The sequence below is a fragment of the Trueperella bialowiezensis genome, from assembly GCF_900637955.1.
GTDB lineage: Bacteria > Actinomycetota > Actinomycetes > Actinomycetales > Actinomycetaceae > Trueperella > Trueperella bialowiezensis.
On record NZ_LR134476.1, the window covers coordinates 1,092,311 to 1,113,672 of the forward strand.

General features: G+C 57.5%; 16 protein-coding genes. 7 read left to right on the forward strand and 9 right to left on the reverse strand.

Annotation, left to right across the window (positions count from 1 at the left end; all coding sequences use genetic code 11):
* Positions 1–79: 79 nt before the first annotated feature.
* The 3 genes from EL234_RS05125 to EL234_RS05135 all read right to left on the reverse strand — a co-directional run bounded on the left by EL234_RS05125 (position 80) and on the right by EL234_RS05135 (position 4,962).
* Positions 80–2,230: a transglycosylase domain-containing protein gene (locus tag EL234_RS05125; RefSeq protein WP_126416452.1), complete on the reverse strand. Its 2,151-nt coding sequence runs from the start codon at positions 2,228–2,230 to the stop codon at positions 80–82.
* A complete protein-coding gene (locus EL234_RS05130) occupies positions 2,217–3,443 on the reverse strand; it encodes an AI-2E family transporter (protein ID WP_126416453.1) in 1,227 nt (408 codons plus the stop codon). The genes EL234_RS05125 and EL234_RS05130 overlap by 14 nt, the downstream gene beginning before the upstream one ends.
* 121 nt (positions 3,444–3,564) lie before the next feature.
* Positions 3,565–4,962, reverse strand: coding sequence for an MFS transporter (locus EL234_RS05135; RefSeq protein WP_126416454.1), 1,398 nt, complete (start codon positions 4,960–4,962; stop codon positions 3,565–3,567).
* Between the two features lie 297 nt (positions 4,963–5,259).
* Between EL234_RS05135 and EL234_RS05140 the strand changes: the two genes are divergently transcribed.
* On the forward strand, positions 5,260–6,999 hold the full coding sequence (locus tag EL234_RS05140; RefSeq protein WP_241969112.1) for an HNH endonuclease signature motif containing protein: 1,740 nt from the start codon (positions 5,260–5,262) through the stop codon (positions 6,997–6,999).
* A gap of 36 nt (positions 7,000–7,035) precedes the next feature.
* On the opposite strand, the gene EL234_RS05145 is transcribed toward EL234_RS05140, so the two are convergent.
* Positions 7,036–8,319 (reverse strand): MFS transporter, encoded by a 1,284-nt coding sequence (locus EL234_RS05145; protein WP_197718412.1) that lies wholly within the window; start codon positions 8,317–8,319, stop codon positions 7,036–7,038.
* Complete coding sequence (locus EL234_RS05150; protein ID WP_197718413.1) at positions 8,312–9,778, reverse strand: CCA tRNA nucleotidyltransferase; 1,467 nt, start codon at positions 9,776–9,778, stop codon at positions 8,312–8,314. Before EL234_RS05150 ends, EL234_RS05145 begins: the two co-directional genes overlap by 8 nt.
* A gap of 69 nt (positions 9,779–9,847) precedes the next feature.
* Here EL234_RS05150 and EL234_RS05155 point away from each other — a divergent pair, with 69 nt between their 5' ends.
* From EL234_RS05155 to EL234_RS05180, 6 genes are read left to right on the forward strand one after another with little or no spacing between them, the layout of a single operon-like run.
* A complete protein-coding gene (locus EL234_RS05155) occupies positions 9,848–10,357 on the forward strand; it encodes an NUDIX hydrolase (protein WP_126416456.1) in 510 nt (169 codons plus the stop codon).
* The gene (locus EL234_RS05160) at positions 10,354–12,138 is read left to right on the forward strand and encodes a DUF6049 family protein (RefSeq protein WP_126416457.1); all 1,785 of its coding nucleotides are present in this window, start codon (positions 10,354–10,356) and stop codon (positions 12,136–12,138) included. Before EL234_RS05155 ends, EL234_RS05160 begins: the two co-directional genes overlap by 4 nt.
* 14 nt (positions 12,139–12,152) lie before the next feature.
* Positions 12,153–13,745, forward strand: coding sequence for a protein kinase family protein (locus EL234_RS05165; RefSeq protein ID WP_126416458.1), 1,593 nt, complete (start codon positions 12,153–12,155; stop codon positions 13,743–13,745).
* Between the two features lies 1 nt (position 13,746).
* On the forward strand, positions 13,747–14,661 hold the full coding sequence (gene trxB, locus EL234_RS05170) for a thioredoxin-disulfide reductase (RefSeq protein WP_126416459.1): 915 nt from the start codon (positions 13,747–13,749) through the stop codon (positions 14,659–14,661).
* Positions 14,662–14,666: 5 nt separating this feature from the next.
* On the forward strand, positions 14,667–15,953 hold the full coding sequence (locus EL234_RS05175; RefSeq protein ID WP_197718414.1) for an aminotransferase-like domain-containing protein: 1,287 nt from the start codon (positions 14,667–14,669) through the stop codon (positions 15,951–15,953).
* 13 nt (positions 15,954–15,966) lie between these two features.
* Positions 15,967–16,914 carry a D-alanine--D-alanine ligase family protein gene (locus tag EL234_RS05180; protein WP_241968937.1) on the forward strand — a complete coding sequence of 316 codons (948 nt, stop codon included), beginning with the start codon at positions 15,967–15,969 and terminating at the stop codon, positions 16,912–16,914.
* Here the strand turns inward: EL234_RS05180 and EL234_RS05185 are convergent.
* From EL234_RS05185 to EL234_RS05200, 4 genes are all read right to left on the reverse strand, one after another.
* Complete coding sequence (locus EL234_RS05185; RefSeq protein WP_126416462.1) at positions 16,911–17,963, reverse strand: ParB/RepB/Spo0J family partition protein; 1,053 nt, start codon at positions 17,961–17,963, stop codon at positions 16,911–16,913. The two genes, EL234_RS05180 and EL234_RS05185, sit on opposite strands and share 4 nt — an antisense overlap.
* 3 nt (positions 17,964–17,966) lie before the next feature.
* The gene (locus EL234_RS05190; RefSeq protein ID WP_126416463.1) at positions 17,967–18,776 is read right to left on the reverse strand and encodes a ParA family protein; all 810 of its coding nucleotides are present in this window, start codon (positions 18,774–18,776) and stop codon (positions 17,967–17,969) included.
* Between the two features lie 1,294 nt (positions 18,777–20,070).
* Entirely contained in the window at positions 20,071–20,715 is a 645-nt protein-coding gene (rsmG, locus tag EL234_RS05195) for a 16S rRNA (guanine(527)-N(7))-methyltransferase RsmG (RefSeq protein ID WP_241968941.1), read from the reverse strand.
* Positions 20,716–20,812: 97 nt separating this feature from the next.
* Positions 20,813–21,352: a Jag family protein gene (locus EL234_RS05200; RefSeq protein WP_126416464.1), complete on the reverse strand. Its 540-nt coding sequence runs from the start codon at positions 21,350–21,352 to the stop codon at positions 20,813–20,815.
* Between the last annotated feature and the right edge of the window lie 10 nt (positions 21,353–21,362).

The window sequence follows — 21,362 nt, forward strand, 5'->3', positions numbered from 1 at the left end:
ATTCGCACTGGTTTGGTAGATAGCACCTAAGCTTATCCCACTTTTTGCCGTGCTTTCGTGCGGGATTGGCCACACCGCACTAGCCGGCTCCGTCGGCCTCAGGTTCGGGTTCATTGGGTGGTGGTTGCTGGTCATCCGCCGGCGGTGGGGGTGCCGGTGCCGGTGCAGGCGCTGGTGTTGGCTGAGGCGCGGGAGCTGGCTCTGGTTCCGGTTCAGGTGCCGGTTCGGACGGTGTGGGCGACGGCGTCGGGCTCGGACTCTCTGACGGACTCGGGCTTTGAGTCGGCACCGGGGCAGGTGCGGGAGCCCGCTCGGCAAGCAGCTTGCTCACGTCGGCGAACTCGATCACGTCCATATCCTCGGTCGCGGCCACCATGTAGTCGTGCCATACCTGGGCGGGGAAATTACCGCCGGCCACCTGGTAGACGCCACCGAAGGGTTCAACGATGGCCTCCGAACCGTCGTCGGCAATCGCATACATGTTGACCACCGTGACCATCTGCGGCACGTAAGCCGCAAACCATGCGGACATGGGACCCGACGACGTGCCCGTCTTACCCGCAGCCGGGCGGTCCGGCAGGGCGTGCTCGGCCGCCGTGCCACCTGACTTGAGTGTGCCTTGCAGGACGTCGGTCGCCAACTGCGCGGTCTCGGCGCTGATCGCGCGCTTGGCCGTGGTGTCGCCGGTGTAGATTCGGTTGCCGTCCCGGTCACGCACCTCGCGCACAATATGCGGGGTGACCCGTTCGCCGTCGTTCGCAAGTGTGCCAAACGCCGTCGCCATCTCCACCCCATTCGGGGACGCCGAACCCAAAACGTTGCCGACGCCGTCGTCCAAACCTGGCGTATCCTCACTCAGGCCGAGCTTGATCGCCATCTCCTTCGTATTATGTGGGCCGATCTCTTCGTTGAGCTTGATGAAGCTCGTGTTGAGCGACCTGGCGGTCATGTCGCGGACCGTCACGTTGGGGTAGCTTCGCTCGTCAACGTTGTTGAACACGATTTGGCTGCCACCCGGGTTACCCACCGTGTATTGGGCGGGGGCGTCGTAGCGTTTATCTGGGGAAATACCCTGATCGAGGGCTTCCACCACGCCGAACATTTTGAACGTGGACCCACCCTGCGCGCGGTCTTGCGTGGCCGAGTTGCGCTGGCGTTCCAGATAGTCGGCGCCGCCATACATGGCGTAGATTTCCCCGTTGCGCGGATCGACGGAAAGCAGGCCAACATGGTTATTATCCGGCCTATCCTCGGGAAGTCCGGCGACGGCGTCGACGGCGGCTTGCTGCTTCTCTTCATCAATCGTGGTGACGATTTGGAACCCGGCCGTGGCCAGTTCTTGTTCGGTGAACCCGTTTGCCAACAGTTCGGAGCGCACCGAATCCAGCAGATAGCCGTTCGTGCCCGAAAAACTATTGTTTTGCGTCACGGGTTGGACGTTCGGGAACGACGCCGCATCCGCCTCAGCCTGCGTAATCCATTCCTCGTCAACCATGAGTCCGAGAACGCGTTCAAACCGCTCGTTTGCCCGGTCCGGATCAACGGCAGGATCCCACGCGGACGGCGCAGGAATAATCCCGGCCAACATGGCCGACTGAGAAAGGTCAAGGTTCGCAGCTGGAATCCCGAAATATGCCTGTGCCGCCGCCTCAATACCGTAGGCGCCACGGCCGAAGTAAATCGTGTTCAGATAGTTTTCGAGGATCTCTTCCTTCGACTGGGTCTGATCAATCTTGATTGCCAGGATGGCTTCTTTGATTTTGCCGGGGATCGACGTCGTCGTACCCATGTAATAACGTTCGGCGTACTGCTGGGTGAGCGTAGATCCACCCTGCAGCGGCTTGCCCTGGACGTTGTTCCAAAACGCGCGGGCAATTCCGCGCAGGTCGATGCCAGAGTTTTCGTAGAACGAGGCATCCTCCGAGGCGATGACAGCATGCTGCAGGCTCGGCGAAATCTGATCGAGCGGAACCGACGACCTGTTGAGCTCCGAATACTGGCCGAGTTCGGTGGTGCCGTCTTCGTAATAGACGGTGGTCTTCTGCGCGAGCGCAAACTCGTCGGCTTCCGGAATGTCCGTGGTGACGTACAGGCCAACGAGGGCGCCGATACCCATGGCGACGAGCGTAAGGAATGTTCCCAGCACAACCCGCCACGAGGGCAGCCACCGCCGGATCGGACCCATGCCCTGCCGGGGATAGCCGCGGCCGCGTTTTTTATTCTTCGTCATGATAACTCACTTCTTTAGCCGCTTTTGTCTTCTTCGCCCGTTGGGCGCGCGATCTGAGACTCGACTTGCGCCGGGTCTTCGCGGTCGATTCTTCTGCGGCTGGAAGGCTATAGAGCCCCTGTTCTTCTTTACGTTCGATATGTTCTTCGGAGATGAGGAAGGCGTCAAGCCAGCGTGCCCGCGGATCAGAATCCACAAGTAGAGCCTTGAAGAACAGCGTCAGCGGCACGGCCAGGATCGACCCGAGAATGCCGACGATGCTCGTCCACAACGCGAGCGAAATGAACGTGACGGTAGGCGACAGCCCGACGGCGTCGCCAGTAAACTTCGGCTGGATAAACGTTTGGATGACCACGTTAATCACCGAATAGAGCACGAGCACCCACACCATCGACTGCCAGCCCTGATCCAGCAGCGCCATCGCCATCGGCGGAATGACGCCGATGACAAAGCCGATGTTGGGGATGTAGTTGGTGACGAACGCCCAGTACGCCCACGTCCATGCCAGCGGTACGCCCATCACTTGCAGTGCGAAACCGTCGATGACCGCCACGATCAGACCGAACACGGTGGAGACTACCCAGTACGAGCGCACGCGGCGTTCGAAATCGGCGAGCGCTTGACCAAGGTTCGAATGCCGCTTGTTTATGAGTGCTCGGCGGCTTTTCATGATGGTCGTGTCAATCGTAATGAAGAACGCGGCAACCACGATGATCGCAATCAGTCCGCCAATCGACGACATCCGGTCAACCAGATCCCACGCGAGGCTAATGATCGAGTTGAAGTTGATCTGGTCGATATATGTGGAAAGATCAACGGTTTCCACGCCGCGTTCTGCAAGCCAGTTGAGGAACTGAGTAGTGGTGGCTTCGAAATTGCCGGCGTAGTTCATCAGAGTTTGCGGAACGGGCGTGAGCAGCAGCACCGTGACGCCCACGATTCCGAACACGACGACGATGAGCACGATTATCACCACGAGCGCAGCCAACCACGCCGGGGCGCCCTTGCGGATCATCACCTGACCCACCGGGCGCACCGCCAACACGAGCGTGAGCGCCAGGAAGATCGGCGTGAACACCGGCGAGATAAAGTGCAGGCCCGCACCGAGCAGGGTCAGCAGGCCGAGCACGAGCAAAATCTGGAAACCCGACGTGGCTGTATCCGCCGGGGCTGCCACCTCGGGAGTTGTTTGGGAAGACTCCTGGTTCGTCATGCGCCTATCATCTCACGATAGTACGCGGGCGGAATAGCACCACGGTCATACAGCGCGCCTATGGTCGCCAACGGGCGTGTGTAGACGCCGTCGAGCGAGTGGAGCGCCACGGCGTGATGCGTTATTGCGTGATCGTGGCGGCATACTCTTCGTAGTCGGCGGCCTTCGGAATTTGGCGGATGTCGCGAACGCTTACGATGTGGGCGAGGCAGAGGGCCATGAATGCGGAGCCGAGCGCGATCGTCGTCGTATATCCGAGGTGTTCGTAGAGGAAGCCGACGGCGGAAAACACGGCCGAGCTGAGCGCCAGTTCCACAACGCCGATGGCGGAGAACATGCGGCCGAGCTTGGCGTCGGGGACGACGAGCATCTGGATCGACCCCATGGCCGCGCTGCCCGCGGGCAAGAGGAGCATTGCGGGTAGCAGGGCTGCGATTCGGCCGTAGGTGGAGTCGAACGCGCCCATCAAAACAGTGGAGAGCAGCGGAAGTGCGTAGGCGAGAACCACGATCGCGCCGCCGTGCGCCTTTTGGGTGAGCTTGCTTGCGGCAACGGCACCCACGAACACGCCTATCGCGACCGCCGTGTTGACGAAGCCTGCAAATCCCGCGTTCCCTTCTATCTTGACGGTCTCCCACACGCACACCGTGATCATCGCGTTGAACACTGCAAACGCGAGGTTTCCCGAGGTTGCGAGCACGCGCAGGAACCTCATCGAGAACGTGATTTTAAAACCTGCGATCAGTTCGTCGAACGTGAAGCGGGCTTTGGGGGTCTTGGTGGTGGTGGCGTCGGCGTTGGCCTCGTCGTTGGGCGTGGCGTCGTCGCTGGGCTTGACGTCGTTTTTGGCTTTGGCCGCGGCCGGCTTGCCCACCGAATCCGGTAACAAATAGCTTGCGATTGCACCGACGAGGCTCAAGGCGACGTTGACCGTGTAGGGCAGAATTTTCCCGACGCCGAGCAGAAAGCCGGCGATCGGTGGGCCGGTAAATTCGACGACGGCGTCGCGCGCCTGGCCCACGGAGATTGCCTTGGGAAGGATGTTGGCAGGGAGGAAGGAACGGAGCATGACGTCGGTGACGTTTCCGCCGAGGCCTGAGCGGATCCCGAGCCCGATTGCCAGGATCATTGCCGACACGAAGGTGAAGTTGCCGGTGATGAGGAGGACGATCGCGAGGCCGTACCAGAATGCGCCGAGTAACCCGTGCGAGATCGCGATTTTCTTGCGGTCGAAGCGGTCTTGGTACCAGCCGCCGAAGAAGCTCGTGATGCCGGATGCTAGCAGGCCTGCTGAGGTGACGATTCCCGCCTGCGCCGCCGAGCCAGTTTCCGCGATGACGAGCAGCGAAATAACGAAGCCGTGGATCGCGCCCATGAGGGTGAACGTCGTGTCCGCAGTGAACCACTGCGGGTAGCCGCGCTGGCGCCACAGGCTGTTGTTCTGGTTTGTGTGTTGGCTGTGTTGGCTGCTGTGCTGTTCTGGGTGCTGGCTGTCGCTTTCAGTGTGCGCGCGATTCATATTCAGCCTTTCCTATTGGTGCTGAAGTGCTGCTGTGGCGTGGCGTCGTTGCCGCTGTGACGTCGCTGCCGATTTTGGATCATCATAAGAGGTTGGTTTTTTGCGAATCGGGACTATTGGCCCTGCGGAAGCGCGGTGTGGTTCCCGGAATCGGGCGTGACGTGCGGCGCGATTGTACATGGGAGAAAATCGTGCAACGCACCACATTTTATCGAACGGCTGTTCGGATTGTGGTAGGATGGGAGCAGTTCGAAAGGTATTAGTCCAAGATTCGGCTCGGGAGAGGAGGCGGTGGCGATGTTGTTTGACGACGGCGTGGCGAGTTTCAACGCTATGACCGCGCGGGATGACGCTGCGAGCAGTGGTCCCGGAAATCCTCTGGGCGGCCCGCGTCTGGGCGATGAGCATTCGGATGGCGCTCATCTGGATGACACTCATCTGGATGACACTCATCTGGAATCCGTCAGTGCGCATCTAGAATCACCCGCCTCGTCCGACGTGCTTGGTCTTCGAGCAAATGAGCTTGTCGCTAGCCTCGAACAGACTGTGGACGGGCTGGCTGGGATGGATATGCAGTCGTTGAATGCGCGGGTTAAAGGCGACCTGTCGCAGCGTTTGGATACGGCATGGCGGCGCCTGAAGGCTATTCGTTATGACCTCGTCGTGATTGACGAGGCCGAGGTTCCTCAAGAATCTGGTGCGCGCACTCCTACCCAGCTCGAAGTGAAGACTTCGAATGGCGGGTTTATTCAGGCGCGCAAAACAGTGGAGCGGGCGCAGGCGTTACGGGAGGATTTCCCGCTGTTTCGCCAAGCGCTACGGGAGAGCCTCATTTCTGAGGAGCACGTAGATATCGTGCGGCGCTACATCAATACGCCAGAGTTGAAACAAAAGCTGAGCGATCCTACTCACGGCGAAGGGCGCCTGTTGGCATGGGCACGCTCGATGAGCACCCACCAATTCGCCAAGCAAGTTAAAGCATGGGTATATCGATGGGCGCCACGGCAGGCTAATGAGGAGACTCTCCAGCAAACCGTCGAAGAAAAGCTGCATATTTTCCAAAAGCAGGATCACTACGTCATTAACGGCAGGCTCTCACTCCTGAATGGCACCGTGGTTTACAACCTGATTCAGGCGATCACGCGCACGAACCTACGTAACTCGCAGAACGCGGGCAGTGGGCAAAATCCTGCCAGCGAACAAAGCGGCCATGGTGTTCGTCCCGACGATAGCAGCACGCAGCTCCAGCATGATCTTCAACCTTCACAGCAGCAGGCTTCCTTGCACTCTGCGGCTAACTCGGAGTCGCCGAAGGTTACGGCTGCCCAACTTCAGGCCAACGCCCTCGTGGAACTCTGCGCGCGAGTATTGGAAGAGGGAGTCTACGAGGGTTCAGCTCGCACGAGCCCACACGTGTCCGTACACTGCCCTGTTGAAACGCTCGCCGTGGCACAGTCGCGCTACGAAGAAGCGCAGTTGCATGAAGAAGGGGCACGGTTGCATGGAGAAGCGGGCATGATCGGCGCTCCAGCAACCGAATCTAGCGCACACGATATTCCCCCCAATATCCACCCCAATATCCACCCCGATCTCGGGCGCAAGCTCGGTCAGATTAAGCCGGGCATAAGCGCAGAATTCTTCACCGGCCTCGAACCGGCGCGGCTCGATGATGGCACTCCGCTATCACCCGCGCAATTGCAAACGATTATTGCGGACTCGCAGATATCACGCGTCGTATTCGGACAGGGCAGCGAAGTTCTCGATCTCGGGCGGCAAGCCCGACTAGCCAGTCCAGCCCAAGCCAGAGCAATCCGGGCGAGAGATAAACACTGTCAATATCCCGGGTGCAGTCATCCGTTCCCCGCATGTCGAATACATCATGCCCACTATTGGGAACGCGGAGGTCCCACGGATCTGAACAACATGGTCCTCGTCTGCTGGTACCACCATGCGCTCATCCACCAACTCGACCTCACAGCCACCCACTACGAACACGGCTGGGTGTTCACCACGCCCGAAGGTAAGACGATAACTTAGACTCGTGGTCGCAACCTAAGATCTTAGAGTTATCATCTAAACCCCACGCGGCTCAAAATCAATTGCTTTCATCTTGCGCCAATACCACGCAGCCGCCAACACATATGCAACCGTAAGCCCCGCGAACACGGCAGGCGACCAGCCCGTATCCGGCAACGTCAACGCCGCCAAAAACGCCGCACCCACAAATGCCGCGTTGTACATCATGTCGTACAAGGCAAACGCGCGGCCACGGTAAGCATCCGCCGTATCCGCCTGCACAATCGTATCCACCGCAATCTTCGCACCCTGCACACCCAAACCAAGAAGCACAGCCGACACAAAAATCAACGGCGCACGATACGTCACAATCAACAACGCCTGCGACACCACCGACAAACCCAAACACACCATTATCCACTGCGGCGGAGAAACCCACTTATACATCGTCGGCGTCAACACGATCGCCAAGCCGTTCCCGATGATCGAAATCCCGCCCACCAGCGCAAACGTCGCCAAGCCAGCCTCAGCATCCAACGGATCCGACAGCAGATTACGAGAAATCAACAACAAGGCAATAAAGTTCACCGCATACAAAAACCGGTGAATCGCCATAATCCCCAGCCCATACATAGGCGTTCCGCGCCGGGTCAAATAACCTACAGCTTCACCCATCTGGCCAAGCACGCGGCGAAAATCGTCGCTCAACGACGTCGTCGGCTTCTCATCCGGGCCCAACTCCCACTCGCCCAGCCGCAACGCCAACAAGGCAGCAACCGTAAACAGCACCGCCGCCAACAACAACGCAATCGTGTTACGCAGGCCCTCGCTCGCGAAATTCAGTACTAAGCCAGCCGCCGCGCCCACGGCCGCCGACACCGAACCCAACGTCGGAGTAATCGAATTCGCCATCACCAACAAGTGCTTCGGCAACGTATGCGGCTGACCAGCCGACAGGCCAGACAGCAAGAACCTGTTCACGCCCAACGTCACCAACGCCAACACGTACACCAACCAGTGCGAAAAATACACGAGCACCGCAAGCACCACGGTGAGCCCGGCACGAACCAAATTCGCATAATGCAACACGTTCCGCCGGCTCCACCGGTCTAACAAAGGCCCCGCAAACGGCCCCACCACCGTGAACGGCAACAGCAAGACGGCGAACGCCACAGCCACATCTCCGGCCGTCGTCGCGTTTTGCGGATTAAAGAAAAACAGCGTGGCCAGCCCCACCTGGAACATGCCATCGCCAGCCTGCGACACCAGGCGCACGGCCAGCAGCTTGCGATACTTGGGATACCGCAGAACAGCCCGCAGCTGCTCAATCAGATTATTCACGATTCTCCCACCACTGCAGCAGCCGCTTCGTGGCCTCCTCCTCGCCCAACGGACCTTCCTCGATCCGCACCTGCAACAGGTAGTTCCGCGCTTCGCCAACCTCGCGGCCCGGCTTCAGGTCAAGAATTTCCATAATCTGCTTCCCGTCCAAATCCGGACGGATCGCATCAATCTCTTCCTGTTTCTTCAGCTCGGCAATACGCCGCTCCAAATCATCCATACCAGCGGCCAACCAGCGTGCCTTACGCCGATTCTGCGTGGTCACATCGGCACGAGTCAGCCGATTCAAGCGTTCGAGCAGCGGCCCCGCGTCAGCCACATACCTGCGCACCGCCGAATCACTCCACAGCTGCTCCCCATAGCCATGGAAGCGCAAGTGAAGTTCAACCAAACGGCACACGGCCTTCGTCGTCGCCTTATCAAACCGCAAATGCCGCATCCGCTTCGCCGTCATTCGCGCACCCACAATGTCGTGAGCGTGGAACGTGACCGTCCCATCCGGCTGAAACTCGCGAGTCGCCGGCTTTCCGACGTCGTGCATGACCGCCGCGAAACGCAACACGAAATCCGGGCGCGGCACCGGACCATCCTCGTCGGTCTCCAAGGCAATCGCCTGATCCAACACGGTGAGCGTGTGCTCGTAAACGTCCTTGTGCCGGCCGTGCTCGTCCACGGTTTCCTGCAGCGCCGACAGTTCAGGAAGCACGACGTCGGCAACCCCGGTTTCCACCATGAGCTCCAGGCCGGCTCGCGGGTTGCGGCCAATCATCAACCGTTCCAGCTCGGCCTGAATACGCTCCACCGACACGATCTCCAACCGGGCCGCCATCGTACCCATCGCCTTCATCACCGGCTCGGACACGTAAAAGCCCAGCTGGGAGGCAAACCGGCAGGCACGCATGATGCGCAGCGGATCGTCGTCGAACGACTGAGAAGCCGGCGCGGGAGTATCAAGCACGCCATCAAGCAGATCGTCCAGCCCACCCGTCGGATCCACGAGCTCCATCTGCGGCAGCCGCACGGCCATCGCGTTCACCGTGAAATCCCGGCGCGTCAGATCGCCCTCAAGAGAATCACCATAGGACACATCGGGCTTACGCGACGACGGCGTATAACTCTCCGTCCGATACGTCGTCACTTCAACCACGAGCCCATCCCGAGCCGCGCCGATCGTGCCGAACTTCTTGCCGATGTCCCACACCGAATCACCCCACTCGTCAAGCAGGGCATGCGTCTCATCCGGGCGTGCCGACGTCGTGAAATCAAAGTCATGAACAGGCAAACCCAGAAAAGCATCTCGCACAGGTCCACCAACAATTGCCAATTCGTGGCCAGAACGTGCGAAAATAGATCCCAGTTCATGGATTGCCTGAGGCAACTCATTCAAGGTTCGCTGTGCTTGAGCAAGAAGCTGGGCACGCTGGTTTAGCTGACGGGAAGTGATATCGCGTTTGTTCACCCTTTAAGGGTGCCAGAAAAGTGAAGGCGAAAGCATACCCTCAGGCTTAGATCACTACAGTGGATATATATGTCAAGGAATCATAAGGGGCCACGCCGCAGGCGTCAGCAGGTGCGTCCGCGGCGGCAACACTTGCCCGTCGTCAGCGAAACGTCGGCGGGCGGTGTCGTGGTGGCCGTTCACCACGGGCAGGCCTATGTTGCGGTCATCGCACGGCGTAATCGCGCCGGGCGCCTTGAATGGTGCCTACCCAAAGGTCACCTTGAAGGCAATGAAACGGCCGAGGAAGCAGCAATCCGGGAAGTATCGGAAGAAACCGGCATCTACGGCAGGGTGCTCGGCCACCTATCGTCCATCGACTACTGGTTCTCTGACTCCAAGAGGCGGGTGCATAAGGTCGTCCACCACTTCCTCCTTGAAGCGCTCTCGGGTGAGCTGACTGTTGACAACGATCCCGACCAAGAAGCTGAAAAAGCCGAATGGGTAAGGCTCGATGCCGTCGCCTCACGCCTGGCCTATCCCAACGAGCGCCGAATCATCGGAATGGCGAAAAATTTGCTCTACGGGGAGGACCTATGATCGGACTCGCCGTAGCATTGGCAATGAACGCCCAATCCCTCACCATTATTGACACCGATGGTCCCACGTTAGACCCCGGTGAGGATCTGACGATCACGGTCGAATACCGAAACCACAGTTCACAGCCGGTCAACTTGGAAGGTTTCGAACTGTATGCGCAGGCTGGCACGGCAATTTCGCCGACGTCCGTCTATTCGTGGATGAGCGACGTGACGACGTCGTGGCATATTGCCGATGCCGACGGCACCTACACCGTTCCAGCGAGGGACACGTTGACGACGACGATCACGATCCCCCGCGAGGAGCTGCCATGGGATTCGGGTCCGCGCGGGATTGAGGTGCGGGCCGTGGGCAGTACGGCCTCGGATCGTACGATGATCACGGTGGCGCCCGACGACGTCGTCCCCTATCCCGCTACGGTGGTTGTGCCGGTGACGTCATCTCACCAGTCTCCGATCAACGAACTGCTGTGGCAGGAAGAGCCGACAGCTTCGCAGGCCGAAAGCCTTGCCGACTACCCCGGCCTCACTCTGCTCGTTGATCCGATGCTCAAAACCAATAAGCCGACCCATGCGCAACGGCTAGCGTTGCCGCCCTACGACGCCGATATCGCAGCGCTCGTGGATGCCGGGAGGGCCGATCAGATTCCGGAAGGCGACGACGTCTTCCTCCCAGCCGGCTTGCCCTCACTGGAATCGTTAGAGGTCGCCGCCAGTAAAGGCTTGCACGTGCTCATTCCCGACGCCGTCTATCCGCCGGCACGCCAACTGACCTACACGCCCAGTGCGGTCACCACGCTCCCCGATCAACACACGCCGGCGATTGCCACCCATTCCGTGATCGGCTCGGCAATCAACGGGAAGTTCGTGGCCGAACCAGGCGACGCCGAACTTGACCTAGACGCATTGGATCGGCGGCAGGTCACCGTGGCCCTGTCGGCTGTTCACCAACGCCAGCGCCCTAACGATCCGCGCCCGATCGTCGTCGCCTTGGAACGCGGCGCTACTGACGAACAGTTCGCCGCCGCACAAGAATTACTGAGCATCCCGTGGGTGGAACCTGTTGGGCTCACCGAGATCAGCGCGGGCGAACCGGCGCCGGTCGAACGAGTATTTATTGACCGCTCCGAGCCGGGGCCGTTAACCGCGGACGCGCTCAACAAGATCGATGCCGAACTCGCTAAATTCGACGCGCTGAGCAGTATTTTCCCCGACGGCGACAACCTCAGTGCCAAAGCCCGCGAACAGGCCAGTTTCCTTACGGGTGCCAGATGGCGGGAGGATTCTGTGGGCCTTAACAAGCAGATTTCCCAGATCGCACCCACCCCCGACCAGCTGAGCGCGATATCGGTGACGACGTCGTCGCCAATTAATATGATCTCGGAAAGCTCCGAACTGCCGATTCCCGTCACGAACGGTTTCAACCAGCCGGCGAAGGTGACCGTGCATCTTGATACTCCCGACAACCGGTTGGTAGCCACCGAGGCCGTGGAAGCGGAACTACCGCCGGGTACAACAACCGTGTCGATTCCAGTAGAAGCGCACGGTTCTGGCAATATCGATGCCAAGGTATATGTGACGAACAGTGCAGGCGATCTGGTGGGAAGCCCTGATACCTTGCATGTGAGAGTGCGAGCAGATTGGGAGAGTACAGGAACGGTGATCATCGCGAGCCTAATAGGGCTAATATTCGTGGTTGGCGTAGTGAAGTCGATCCGTGATGGCCGCCGCTCCGAACCTATTGAGCCCGATGACTTCGTTGCCGCCACAAAGCGGAGCTAGAGTAAGGAATGCACATGATCGCTGGGCGCTTCGAACTGGAAAAGCCATATAAGGGCAACGCTGACGCGTGGATTGCCCGTGATACCGCGCTTTCGCGCCAAGTGCGGGTGATGAAGGTGGACGACGACGCCGTCATCGACGCCGCACGCCGTGCCGCCCTCATCGTCGATCCTCATCTCGTTCCCATTCTCCAAGTTGTGGCGGAAGAAAAGGCTTACGTGTCTGAGATTCCGCAGGGTAAACCGCTGGCGGACTATCTCACCGGGCGGCCGAATGCCGAACTTGTGCACGTGGTGATGGGCGAAGTGACTCGGGTGATTGCGAAGGCGTCCCGCCGCGGCGTTCACCACCTGCAGGTCAACGCTCACTGCATATATATTGGCGACGACGTCACCCTCGACGGGCTTGGCGTTCACGCCGCGCTCGCTGGCATTGATACCGACGCCGATCCTGTCAAGCTCGAACGCGACGAGGCACGCGGACTGACCGTGTTAATCGCATCGCTGTTGCTCGGCCGGGATATGCCCGAGGCCGATGAGCACGACGCCGTCATCGCCGAAGCAGCCGAGCTCGACACCCCCATGGCCGGGCTACTTCGCCAAGAACGCGACGGCGACGGGGCGGCCTCCGCTGCCGACCTCAGCCTACGTTTCACCCCGTGGGGCAAACTGCCAAATAAAATCGAATGGCCTGCATTGGATTCGGCGGCGCTGCCTAAGCCTGCAAGCACCCTCGAACAAGTCGAAGACGTTATCGACGACAGGCTTAACATCGACGAACGCCACCAACTGAAATCTGAGGTGGAGTGGCCATCATTAACCGAGGTTCCCAAAGCTGCGCCTAAGACAGTGGAAGAGCCCATCGATGTAGCTCCCGAAGTTTCCGAACCTGCGCCTAAAGTTTCCGAACCTGCGCCTGCCGTTTCCGTAGCTGCGCCTGAAGCCACCGATGAAGAACCCACCCTCAATTCCTCCCGCTTCGTGTTGGCGTTCTTTGGAATACTGGTGGTGGTCATCGGATTCTTCGCGATCAAGGCACTCACGGCGCCCTTCGATCCCGTCACACTCCAGGATCCGGATTCCGATATTGTGCGCGAAGAGACTGAACCTGCCGAACCAGCCGAGCCGGCAGAGCCACCAGCTCCTGAGCCCACGAATCCGCCAGCGATCGCACAGGCAACCCTCGTCTCCCCCGATGCTGGCATGATCGCCGGAACTGACCCGGCAACGTTGGATAACCCGTCGTCGGTGGGTAACGCCGTCGATGGCAATCCGGGAACCCAGTGGAAGACGTGGACGTATGTCAATGCGTCAATGGCCCCGATGTCGGGAATCGGCTTGCATATTGAGTTGCAGGACGAGGCCGTGGTCAGCGAGGTCGTGCTCGATACCCAGTCGACGGGCGGAAACATTCAAATTCGTGACACGGTGCCGGATGCGCCGTCGTCGGGCAAAGTGGTGGCCGAAGGTACGCTTCAAGCGGGCGAAACCACGTTTACGCTCAATGAGCCCCTGAAGACTCGTTCGTTTATCATGTGGATTACTGAACTTCCCAAGAACGGCGCCGGTGAAAACCAGCTAATAGTTAATGAGATCAAGGTGAAATAGAATGATTCATGACGTCGTCATCGTAGGCTCCGGCCCTGCCGGATGGACTGCCGCTATTTACACGGCACGCGCCGGACTCAAACCAATTCTCCTCGCCGGCACGATGGACGCGGGTGGTGCGCTCATGACCACCACTGAGGTAGAAAACTTTCCCGGCTGGCCTGAAGGCATTATGGGCCCGGAGCTCATGCAAAAATTCGAAGAGCAGGCTGTCCGCTTCGGTACGGACATGCGCTACGAAGACGCCGTCGAACTGAAACTCGACGGCGACATCAAGGAGATCCGTACCGATCAGGACACCTATCGGACGCGCGCGGTTATCCTGGCCGTCGGCTCCGAATACAAAAAGCTCGGCCTCGAGGGCGAAGAACTCTTCACCGGTAAGGGCGTATCGTACTGTGCCACCTGTGACGGCTTCTTCTTCAAAGACCGCGAAATCGCGGTGATCGGCGGCGGTGATTCAGCCGTGACTGAAGCGCTGTTCTTGACCCGGTTCGGTTCCACCGTGCATGTTATCCACCGCCGTGACGAGCTGCGCGCCTCGCAGATTATGGCTGATCGCCTGCTCGCTAACGACAAAGTGACGATGCACTGGAACTCGGTTGTGGAAAAAATTAACGGCGAAGGCAAACTCGAATCGCTCACGCTGCGTGATACACAGACCGGCGAAACCCGCGACCTGCCCGTGTCTGGCATGTTCGTTGCGATCGGTCACGAGCCGCGCACAAAGATTCTCGACGGCGCGCTCGAGCTTGACGACGCCGGATATATCGTCGTCTCCGAGCCGTCCACAGCAACCTCGATTCCTGGCGTGTTTGCCTGTGGCGACGTCGTCGATTCTTACTACCAGCAGGCAATCACGGCCGCGGGAAGTGGAGCCAAGGCTGCTCTCGACGTGGAAGCCTATCTAGGATGACGCCAATGTTTGATTCCAAGATTGCTTCGAAGCTCGATGCGTCAACACGCTCGGGCACTCGGCTTGACCCGTGGTTTGATCGCTACGCGGATCGGGCGCTCGGGATGAAACAGTCCGAGACTCGTTCGCTGTTTGCGGTGGCGAATCGCCCGGAGGTGGTCTCGCTTGCGGGTGGCATGCCGAATATTGCCGGGCTACCGCTCGATTTTTTGGCGGATATGACCGCCCGCCTAATTCGTGATCGCGGCCCTGAACTGCTGCAATACGGTGGCGGCCAGGGTGAAGAAGAACTGCGTGAGATGATCGTGGAAGTGATGCGACCCGAGGGGATTCGTGCACATCCTGATGACATCACGGTGACCACAGGTTCGCAGCAAGCGTTGGATATCATCACGCAGATTTTCATTAATCCTGGCGACGTAATCGTGGCTGAAGCGCCGTCGTATGTGGGAGCCCTCGGTGTTTTCCGGGCTTATCAGGCAAACGTGGTGCATGTTCCGCTGGATAAGGACGGGCTGATCCCGGAGGCGTTGGAGGCCACGCTGACGAAGCTTGCTAACGAGGGCCGCGAAGTAAAGTTTTTGTACACCGTGCCGAATTTCCACAACCCGGCCGGTGTGTCCATGTCCGCTGAGCGCCGTCCGCAGATCGTGGAGATTTGCGAACGCCACCATGTGTTGATTTTGGAAGACAATCCCTATGGCATGCTCGGCTTTAACGATCAGACGATGAGCCCGCTACAAACTATTAATCCCGACGGCGTCATCTATCTTGGATCATTTTCCAAAACTTTTGCCCCTGGTTACCGTGTGGGGTGGGCGCTGGCGAACTACGCCGTCACGCAACGTCTTACGTTGGCGAACGAAAACGCGGTGCTCTCGCCAACGAAGGTCGGGCAGCTGTCGATAGCCGAATATTTGCGCACCTACGACTGGATGGCGCAAATCAAGGATTATCGTGCCATGTATCGCGAGCGCCGGGATGCAATGACGGCCGCGCTTGATCGGTATTTGCCGCAAGCGTCGTGGAATGTGCCGGAGGGCGGGTTCTACACGTGGGTAAAGGTTCCCGACGGGATTGATGCGAAAGATATGTTGCCGCGGGCGACTACCAACTTGGTGGCCTACGTGTCCGGGACGGCTTTCTATGCCGACGGGCAGGGCTCTGATCATATGAGGCTTTCGTTCTGCTATCCGACTCCCGAGCGGATCGAGGAGGGCGTGCGCCGGCTTGCTGGCGTCATTAAGAGCGAGCTTGAGACCGTTCAGATGTTTGGCAATCCGGAAAGGTAAGACAATGGGACCAATGACAGTCGCGGTTCTCGCGGGCGGGCTAACCCACGAACGGGAAATTTCACTCAATTCGGGGAGGCGGGTTGCGGAGTCGCTGCGTTCGCAGGGTATCCAGGTGAAGGTTCTCGACGTCGACGGTCAGCTGTTGCAGCGCCTAACTGCGATTGAGCCCGACGTCGTGTGGCCGCTTGTGCATGGTTCGATCGGCGAAGATGGCTCACTGCAGGATTTGCTGGTTTTGGCCGGTTTGCCGTTTGTTGGTTCGGAAGCTTACGGATGTCGGCTGGCTTCGGATAAGTCGGTGGCATCGTCCGTGTTGGCGAAGGTAGGAATTCGGGTGCCGGATTCGACTGCGCTGCCACAAACACTCTTCCGCGAGGTGGGGGTCAGCAATATTTTGAATTTGGTGGAGCAGCGTTTTTCGTTCCCGTTGGTGGTTAAGCCGACGAAGGCCGGATCATCGATGGGTCTGTCAATCGTCGAAGACCGCGCACACCTCCCCGGCGCGATGGTGGATTGTTTCGCTTATGGCGACGTCGCGCTTATCCAGCAGTATATTGAGGGCCGGGAATACGGCGTCGGCGTCGCTGATCTGGGTGACGGTCCGCGCGCCCTCCCGCCGGTCGAAATCCGGGCGAGTGGACCATATGATTTCGACGCCCGGTACAACCCCGGTCGAGTGGAATATTTCATTGACGATAGTGACACTGCTGAGGTGGGGAAGGTGGCCGAGGACGTCCACGAAGCCTTGGGTTTGCGCCACTATTCACGTACGGACATCATTGTCGACGACGCCGGGCAGCCTTGGTTCCTTGACGTGAACGTGGCTCCGGGCATGACTGAAACGTCGATCTTCCCGCAAGCCGCGTCCGCTCTTGCGCGCCAGCAGGGCAGGACACTCGATGATATCTACTTAGATATTCTCAAGACCGCGGCGATTTCCGCCGACCAAGGTAACTAGATTTCAACCTCGTCTTCGTTGAGTTCGCCTAGGATCCGGTTGAGGTCCTCGATGGTGGCAAATTCGATGGCGATCTTGCCCTTTGTGACTCCTAAGTTAACCTTCACCCTCGTGTTGAATCGGTCAGACAGCCGTAGGGCGAGTTCGTTAAGTTCTTCTTGGTGGCGGCCCCCGCGAGAACGACGGGTACGCGGCGCAGCTTGATCATCGCCGACCGCCACGATTTCTTCTACTTGGCGGACGGAAAGACCTTCTGCCACGATGCGTTGCGCGAGGCGTTCCATTGCTGCCGGGTCTCGTAGTCCAAGCAGTGCACGTGCGTGCCCTGCTGAGAGCACGCCGGCTGCAACCCGGTTTTGTACGAGTGGTGGCAGGTTGAGCAGCCTCAGCGTATTAGAAATCTGCGGGCGGGATCTGGCAATACGGCGGGAGAGTTCTTCTTGCGTGCAATCGAAGTCTTCTAGAAGCTGCTGGTAGGCCGCCGCCTCTTCAAGGGCGTTGAGATTCGACCTATGTAGGTTTTCCAAGAGCGCGTCACGGAGCAGATCTGAATCATCGGTTTGGCGAATGATTGCGGGGATGGTGTCAAGGCCCGCACGCTGGGTAGCTCGCCAGCGCCGCTCACCCATGATGAGTTCGTAGCGCGCTTCGGGGTAATCCTCCGATTCTTCCGACATCGGCCTGATCACAATAGGCTGCAGCACACCGACTTCTTTGATCGAATCGGCGAGTTCCTGGAGTTCGTCGTCATCGAAAATCTCGCGGGGTTGGCGAGGGTTGGGCATGATCTGTTCAACCGGGATGTCGCCGAAGGTCGCGCCGGGAACGGGAACTAAATCAATATCATCGGATTCAGCCGAGTTATTTTGTGTTTCAACGGTAGCGGGGGTGCTTTCCGCAGAAGTGGGTGTGTTTGCGCTTGGAGGCATCTCATCATCACTCTGCGGCGCACTGAAGAAAATGTCGATTGCCCGGCTTTTGTTTTCCTTTTGTTCCTCAGGGAACAAGGCTCCGAGCCCTCTGCCTAAGCCGCGTCGCTTTTCTGCCATTGTCTATCCTATTCTGTGGGCGATTTCGTGTGCCGCAGCGAGGTACGCTACTGCTCCGGCTGACCGGGGATCATATGTCACAACGGTCTGCTGGTAGCTTGGCGCCTCGGAAATCTTGACGTTTCGCGGAATTTCGGTGTCGAGGGTCTGTTCTGGGAAATGTTGCCGAACATCGCCTGCCACCTCTTGCGCGAGGTTAGTACGCTTATCGTACATAGTCAACAAAATGGTAGATACTTCCAATTCAGGGTTAGATGATTCGCGCACGACGCCAATCGTCTTGATTAACTGCGTGAGACCCTCGAGTGCGTAGTATTCAGTCTGGATTGGGATCATGACTTCACGTCCTGCAACCAGGGAGTTGAGTGTGAGTAGGCCGAGGCTTGGCGGGCAGTCGATAAGAATGTAGTCGTAATGTTTGTCTAGTTGCTCGATTGCGTCTTTGAGGCGAAATTCGCGGCGTTCTTCGAGCACCAACGACATCTCAATAGCCGCAAGGTCAATCGTGGAGGGTATGACATCGAGGTTGTCCACGTCTTCACATGGAACGACGACGTCGTTGATTGACTTTTCTTGCATGAGCACATCATGCAACGACGGCGTTCCGGATGAGTGTTCTGCGCCGAGTGCAGTTGACGCATTTCCCTGGGGATCAGCATCGATAACGAGCACCCGTAATCCACCCATGGCAAGCGCTGCGGCAATGTTGACCGTGGATGTTGTTTTGCCAACGCCACCTTTTTGATTGGCAACTGTAATAATTCTGCGACGTGGCGGCCGCGGAAGATCGGTGGTGGATAGATCCTTGAGCATTTCGCGATCCCTGACGAGCTGTGCTCCCAATGGCGAGCTGCTGTCAGAGAATTGATCCGCAAAGGTTCTATTGACACGCTTTATATTGCGCGGTCGCTTCGCTATATCTCGTGGATCTGCCACATCTGCTCCTTAATCTCGAATATCAATCTTACCCGAGTCTTAGATGGTTCTTCGTCTGCATACCTGGTGTGGATAACAACGGTTATCCACATGTTTCACGTGAAACATTCTTGACAAGCTCTAATTGACTGCACATTTTTATTACCGCATATTAATCTTCCGGAACTTCTTCGTCGCGGAAATTTCAGGACTGTTTTTTAGGGCGTCACCTTCTGATCGCAGGACCGGTTCAAGACTGTAATCGTTTATGGAATTACCTTTTCATTGCAAGAGCAGTTCACGCATCATCTTTCTTCACATCACTTTCTTCTAAGAACATTCCTCACAGCACATTCAAAGCAGTGCTGTTCGTTGTCGGATCTGATAATGCAGGCTGTGTTCGTTGACGGACCTGGTCACGTCAACATTTTCCTCGCGTCACCTTAGTTGCAGCACTCTTGTCACGGTACCTATGCTTCGCGGCATTTTGTTAACACGGAAGAATTACTTTGACTAACCGTTTCACGTGAAACATTCTCGAACAATTCTGATACCTAGCTAATTGACCTTAGCGATAAACGTAGTCCTTTAATTTTATGGGCTGGTTGAACTAGATGCCGAGAATCAAATTCATGTAAGTGATAAGAAAATGTTTCACGTGAAACCTTCTCGAAAGGTTCAGACTTATTGTTAATCAACGTTACAATCAATCCGGATACCTGACATTGTTTGACTGAGTCGAAGACCGGTAGTGCTACTCAGATTCATTTGAGTAGAGCGTAGATGTTTCACGTGAAACGTTTCCCCAATGAAATTCCGGTTTAATTTCGAAATATTAAAATCCGACGTATTTGTTTCACGTGAACCACTTGTTGATGATCGCATACCGCATGTAAATCTTGTCCGCATAAGGCTGCCATTAAATATTGTTCTCGGTCAAGAACAGCTGGACAACGCCGAACATATGAGCAGATCGGTGTATGGAGCAAGGAATGTTTCACGTGAAACACTTCCAATACGGTCGACCTTGAGAATGATCATTGACATCTAGAGGCAGCCAGCCAGAAACGTAAGTCACCTCGATATGAAAATCGCTTCAGCTACCCCACCAATCCAAATTGGATTTTGAATTAGATTGGGACAACGCCTCACATTCCGGTCCAACCAAAAAGCTCAAAACTAACGAACTGAATTACTTCATCTTTTCCACAAGTAATACTCTCGTGCCTTCGTCCGAGCCCCACACATCCACGTCATAAACATCCGCGCGTTGCGCGTTAAACTTCATGAGCTGAGAGTGTGCGTCCTGGATTTCCTGTTCTGCTCGCTGGCCCTTGAGAGCTGCCAGGTGCCCTCCCGGTTTAAGAAGTGGGAGAGTCCACGGGATAAGTTTCTTCAGAGCAGCTACGGCTCTCGCAGTCACGACGTCAGCTGCATACCGTTTAGGCATATCTTCCGCACGTGAACGAATCACGCGGACGTTGGCAAGATCCAATTCTTGTTTCACGTGGTCGAGCCAATCCGTGCGTCGTTCCATCGTCTCAATAAGATCAAAACGAAGGTCTGGTCTCACTATTGCTAAAACAATTCCAGGGAATCCAGCTCCAGAACCAACATCCGCAACTAATCCACTATCCGGTAAAAACTCACAAACCGCCGTCGAGTTCAAAATGTGGCGGGTCCACAATCTTTCGAGTTCCCGAGGGCCAACTAGTCCGCGCAACTCGCCTTCAGCCGACAGCATCTCGGAAAAGCTGACGAGTTTCTGCCACGCTTCCTCACCGAACCTGGCAGCACCACCATCCGGTGCAGGCTCCACACGCGCGTTATGCTCCACGTTTACCCTTTCCCTGAGAACTCTGCTTCGAACACTAGTACAAAGGGAGCCAGCAAACCGCCGACTCCCTCTGTACTAGTTGATGCTCGAAATGAATCTATTCGTCATCTTCCTGATCATCGTAATCATCATCGAAGTCGTCGCTTACCGGCTCTTCGAGATAAATAACAACGTGCCTGGCGTTACCCGTACCCGAAGAATCAGAGAAGAGCCCAGCGTCCGCAACTACGTCATGAACAACCTTACGCTCGAAGGGGTTCATCGGCTTCATTGCATACTCTTCGCCGGTCTTTTTCACTCGCTCGATAGCGCGGCGAGCAATCTCAGCAATATTCTCGCGCTGGTTTTCCCGGTAGCCCAGGATGTCGAGCATCATCCGGGAACGCTCGCCAGTTTCTTGCTGAACAACCAGACGCGTGAGCTCCTGGAGAGATTCAAGGGTTTCACCACGGCGTCCGATGAGCCGCTTGAGTCGGCGATCCCCGCCGTCGTCGGCAACAATACCAACGGACGCGCGGTCCGCTTCAATACCGATTTCAAGGTCGCCGTCAAGATCGGCGATGTCGAGCAATTCCTCGAGGTAGTCCGCTGCGATATCGCCTTCGCGATCCAGCTTCTCAACATTTTCTTCAGTCATAGTGTTTCCC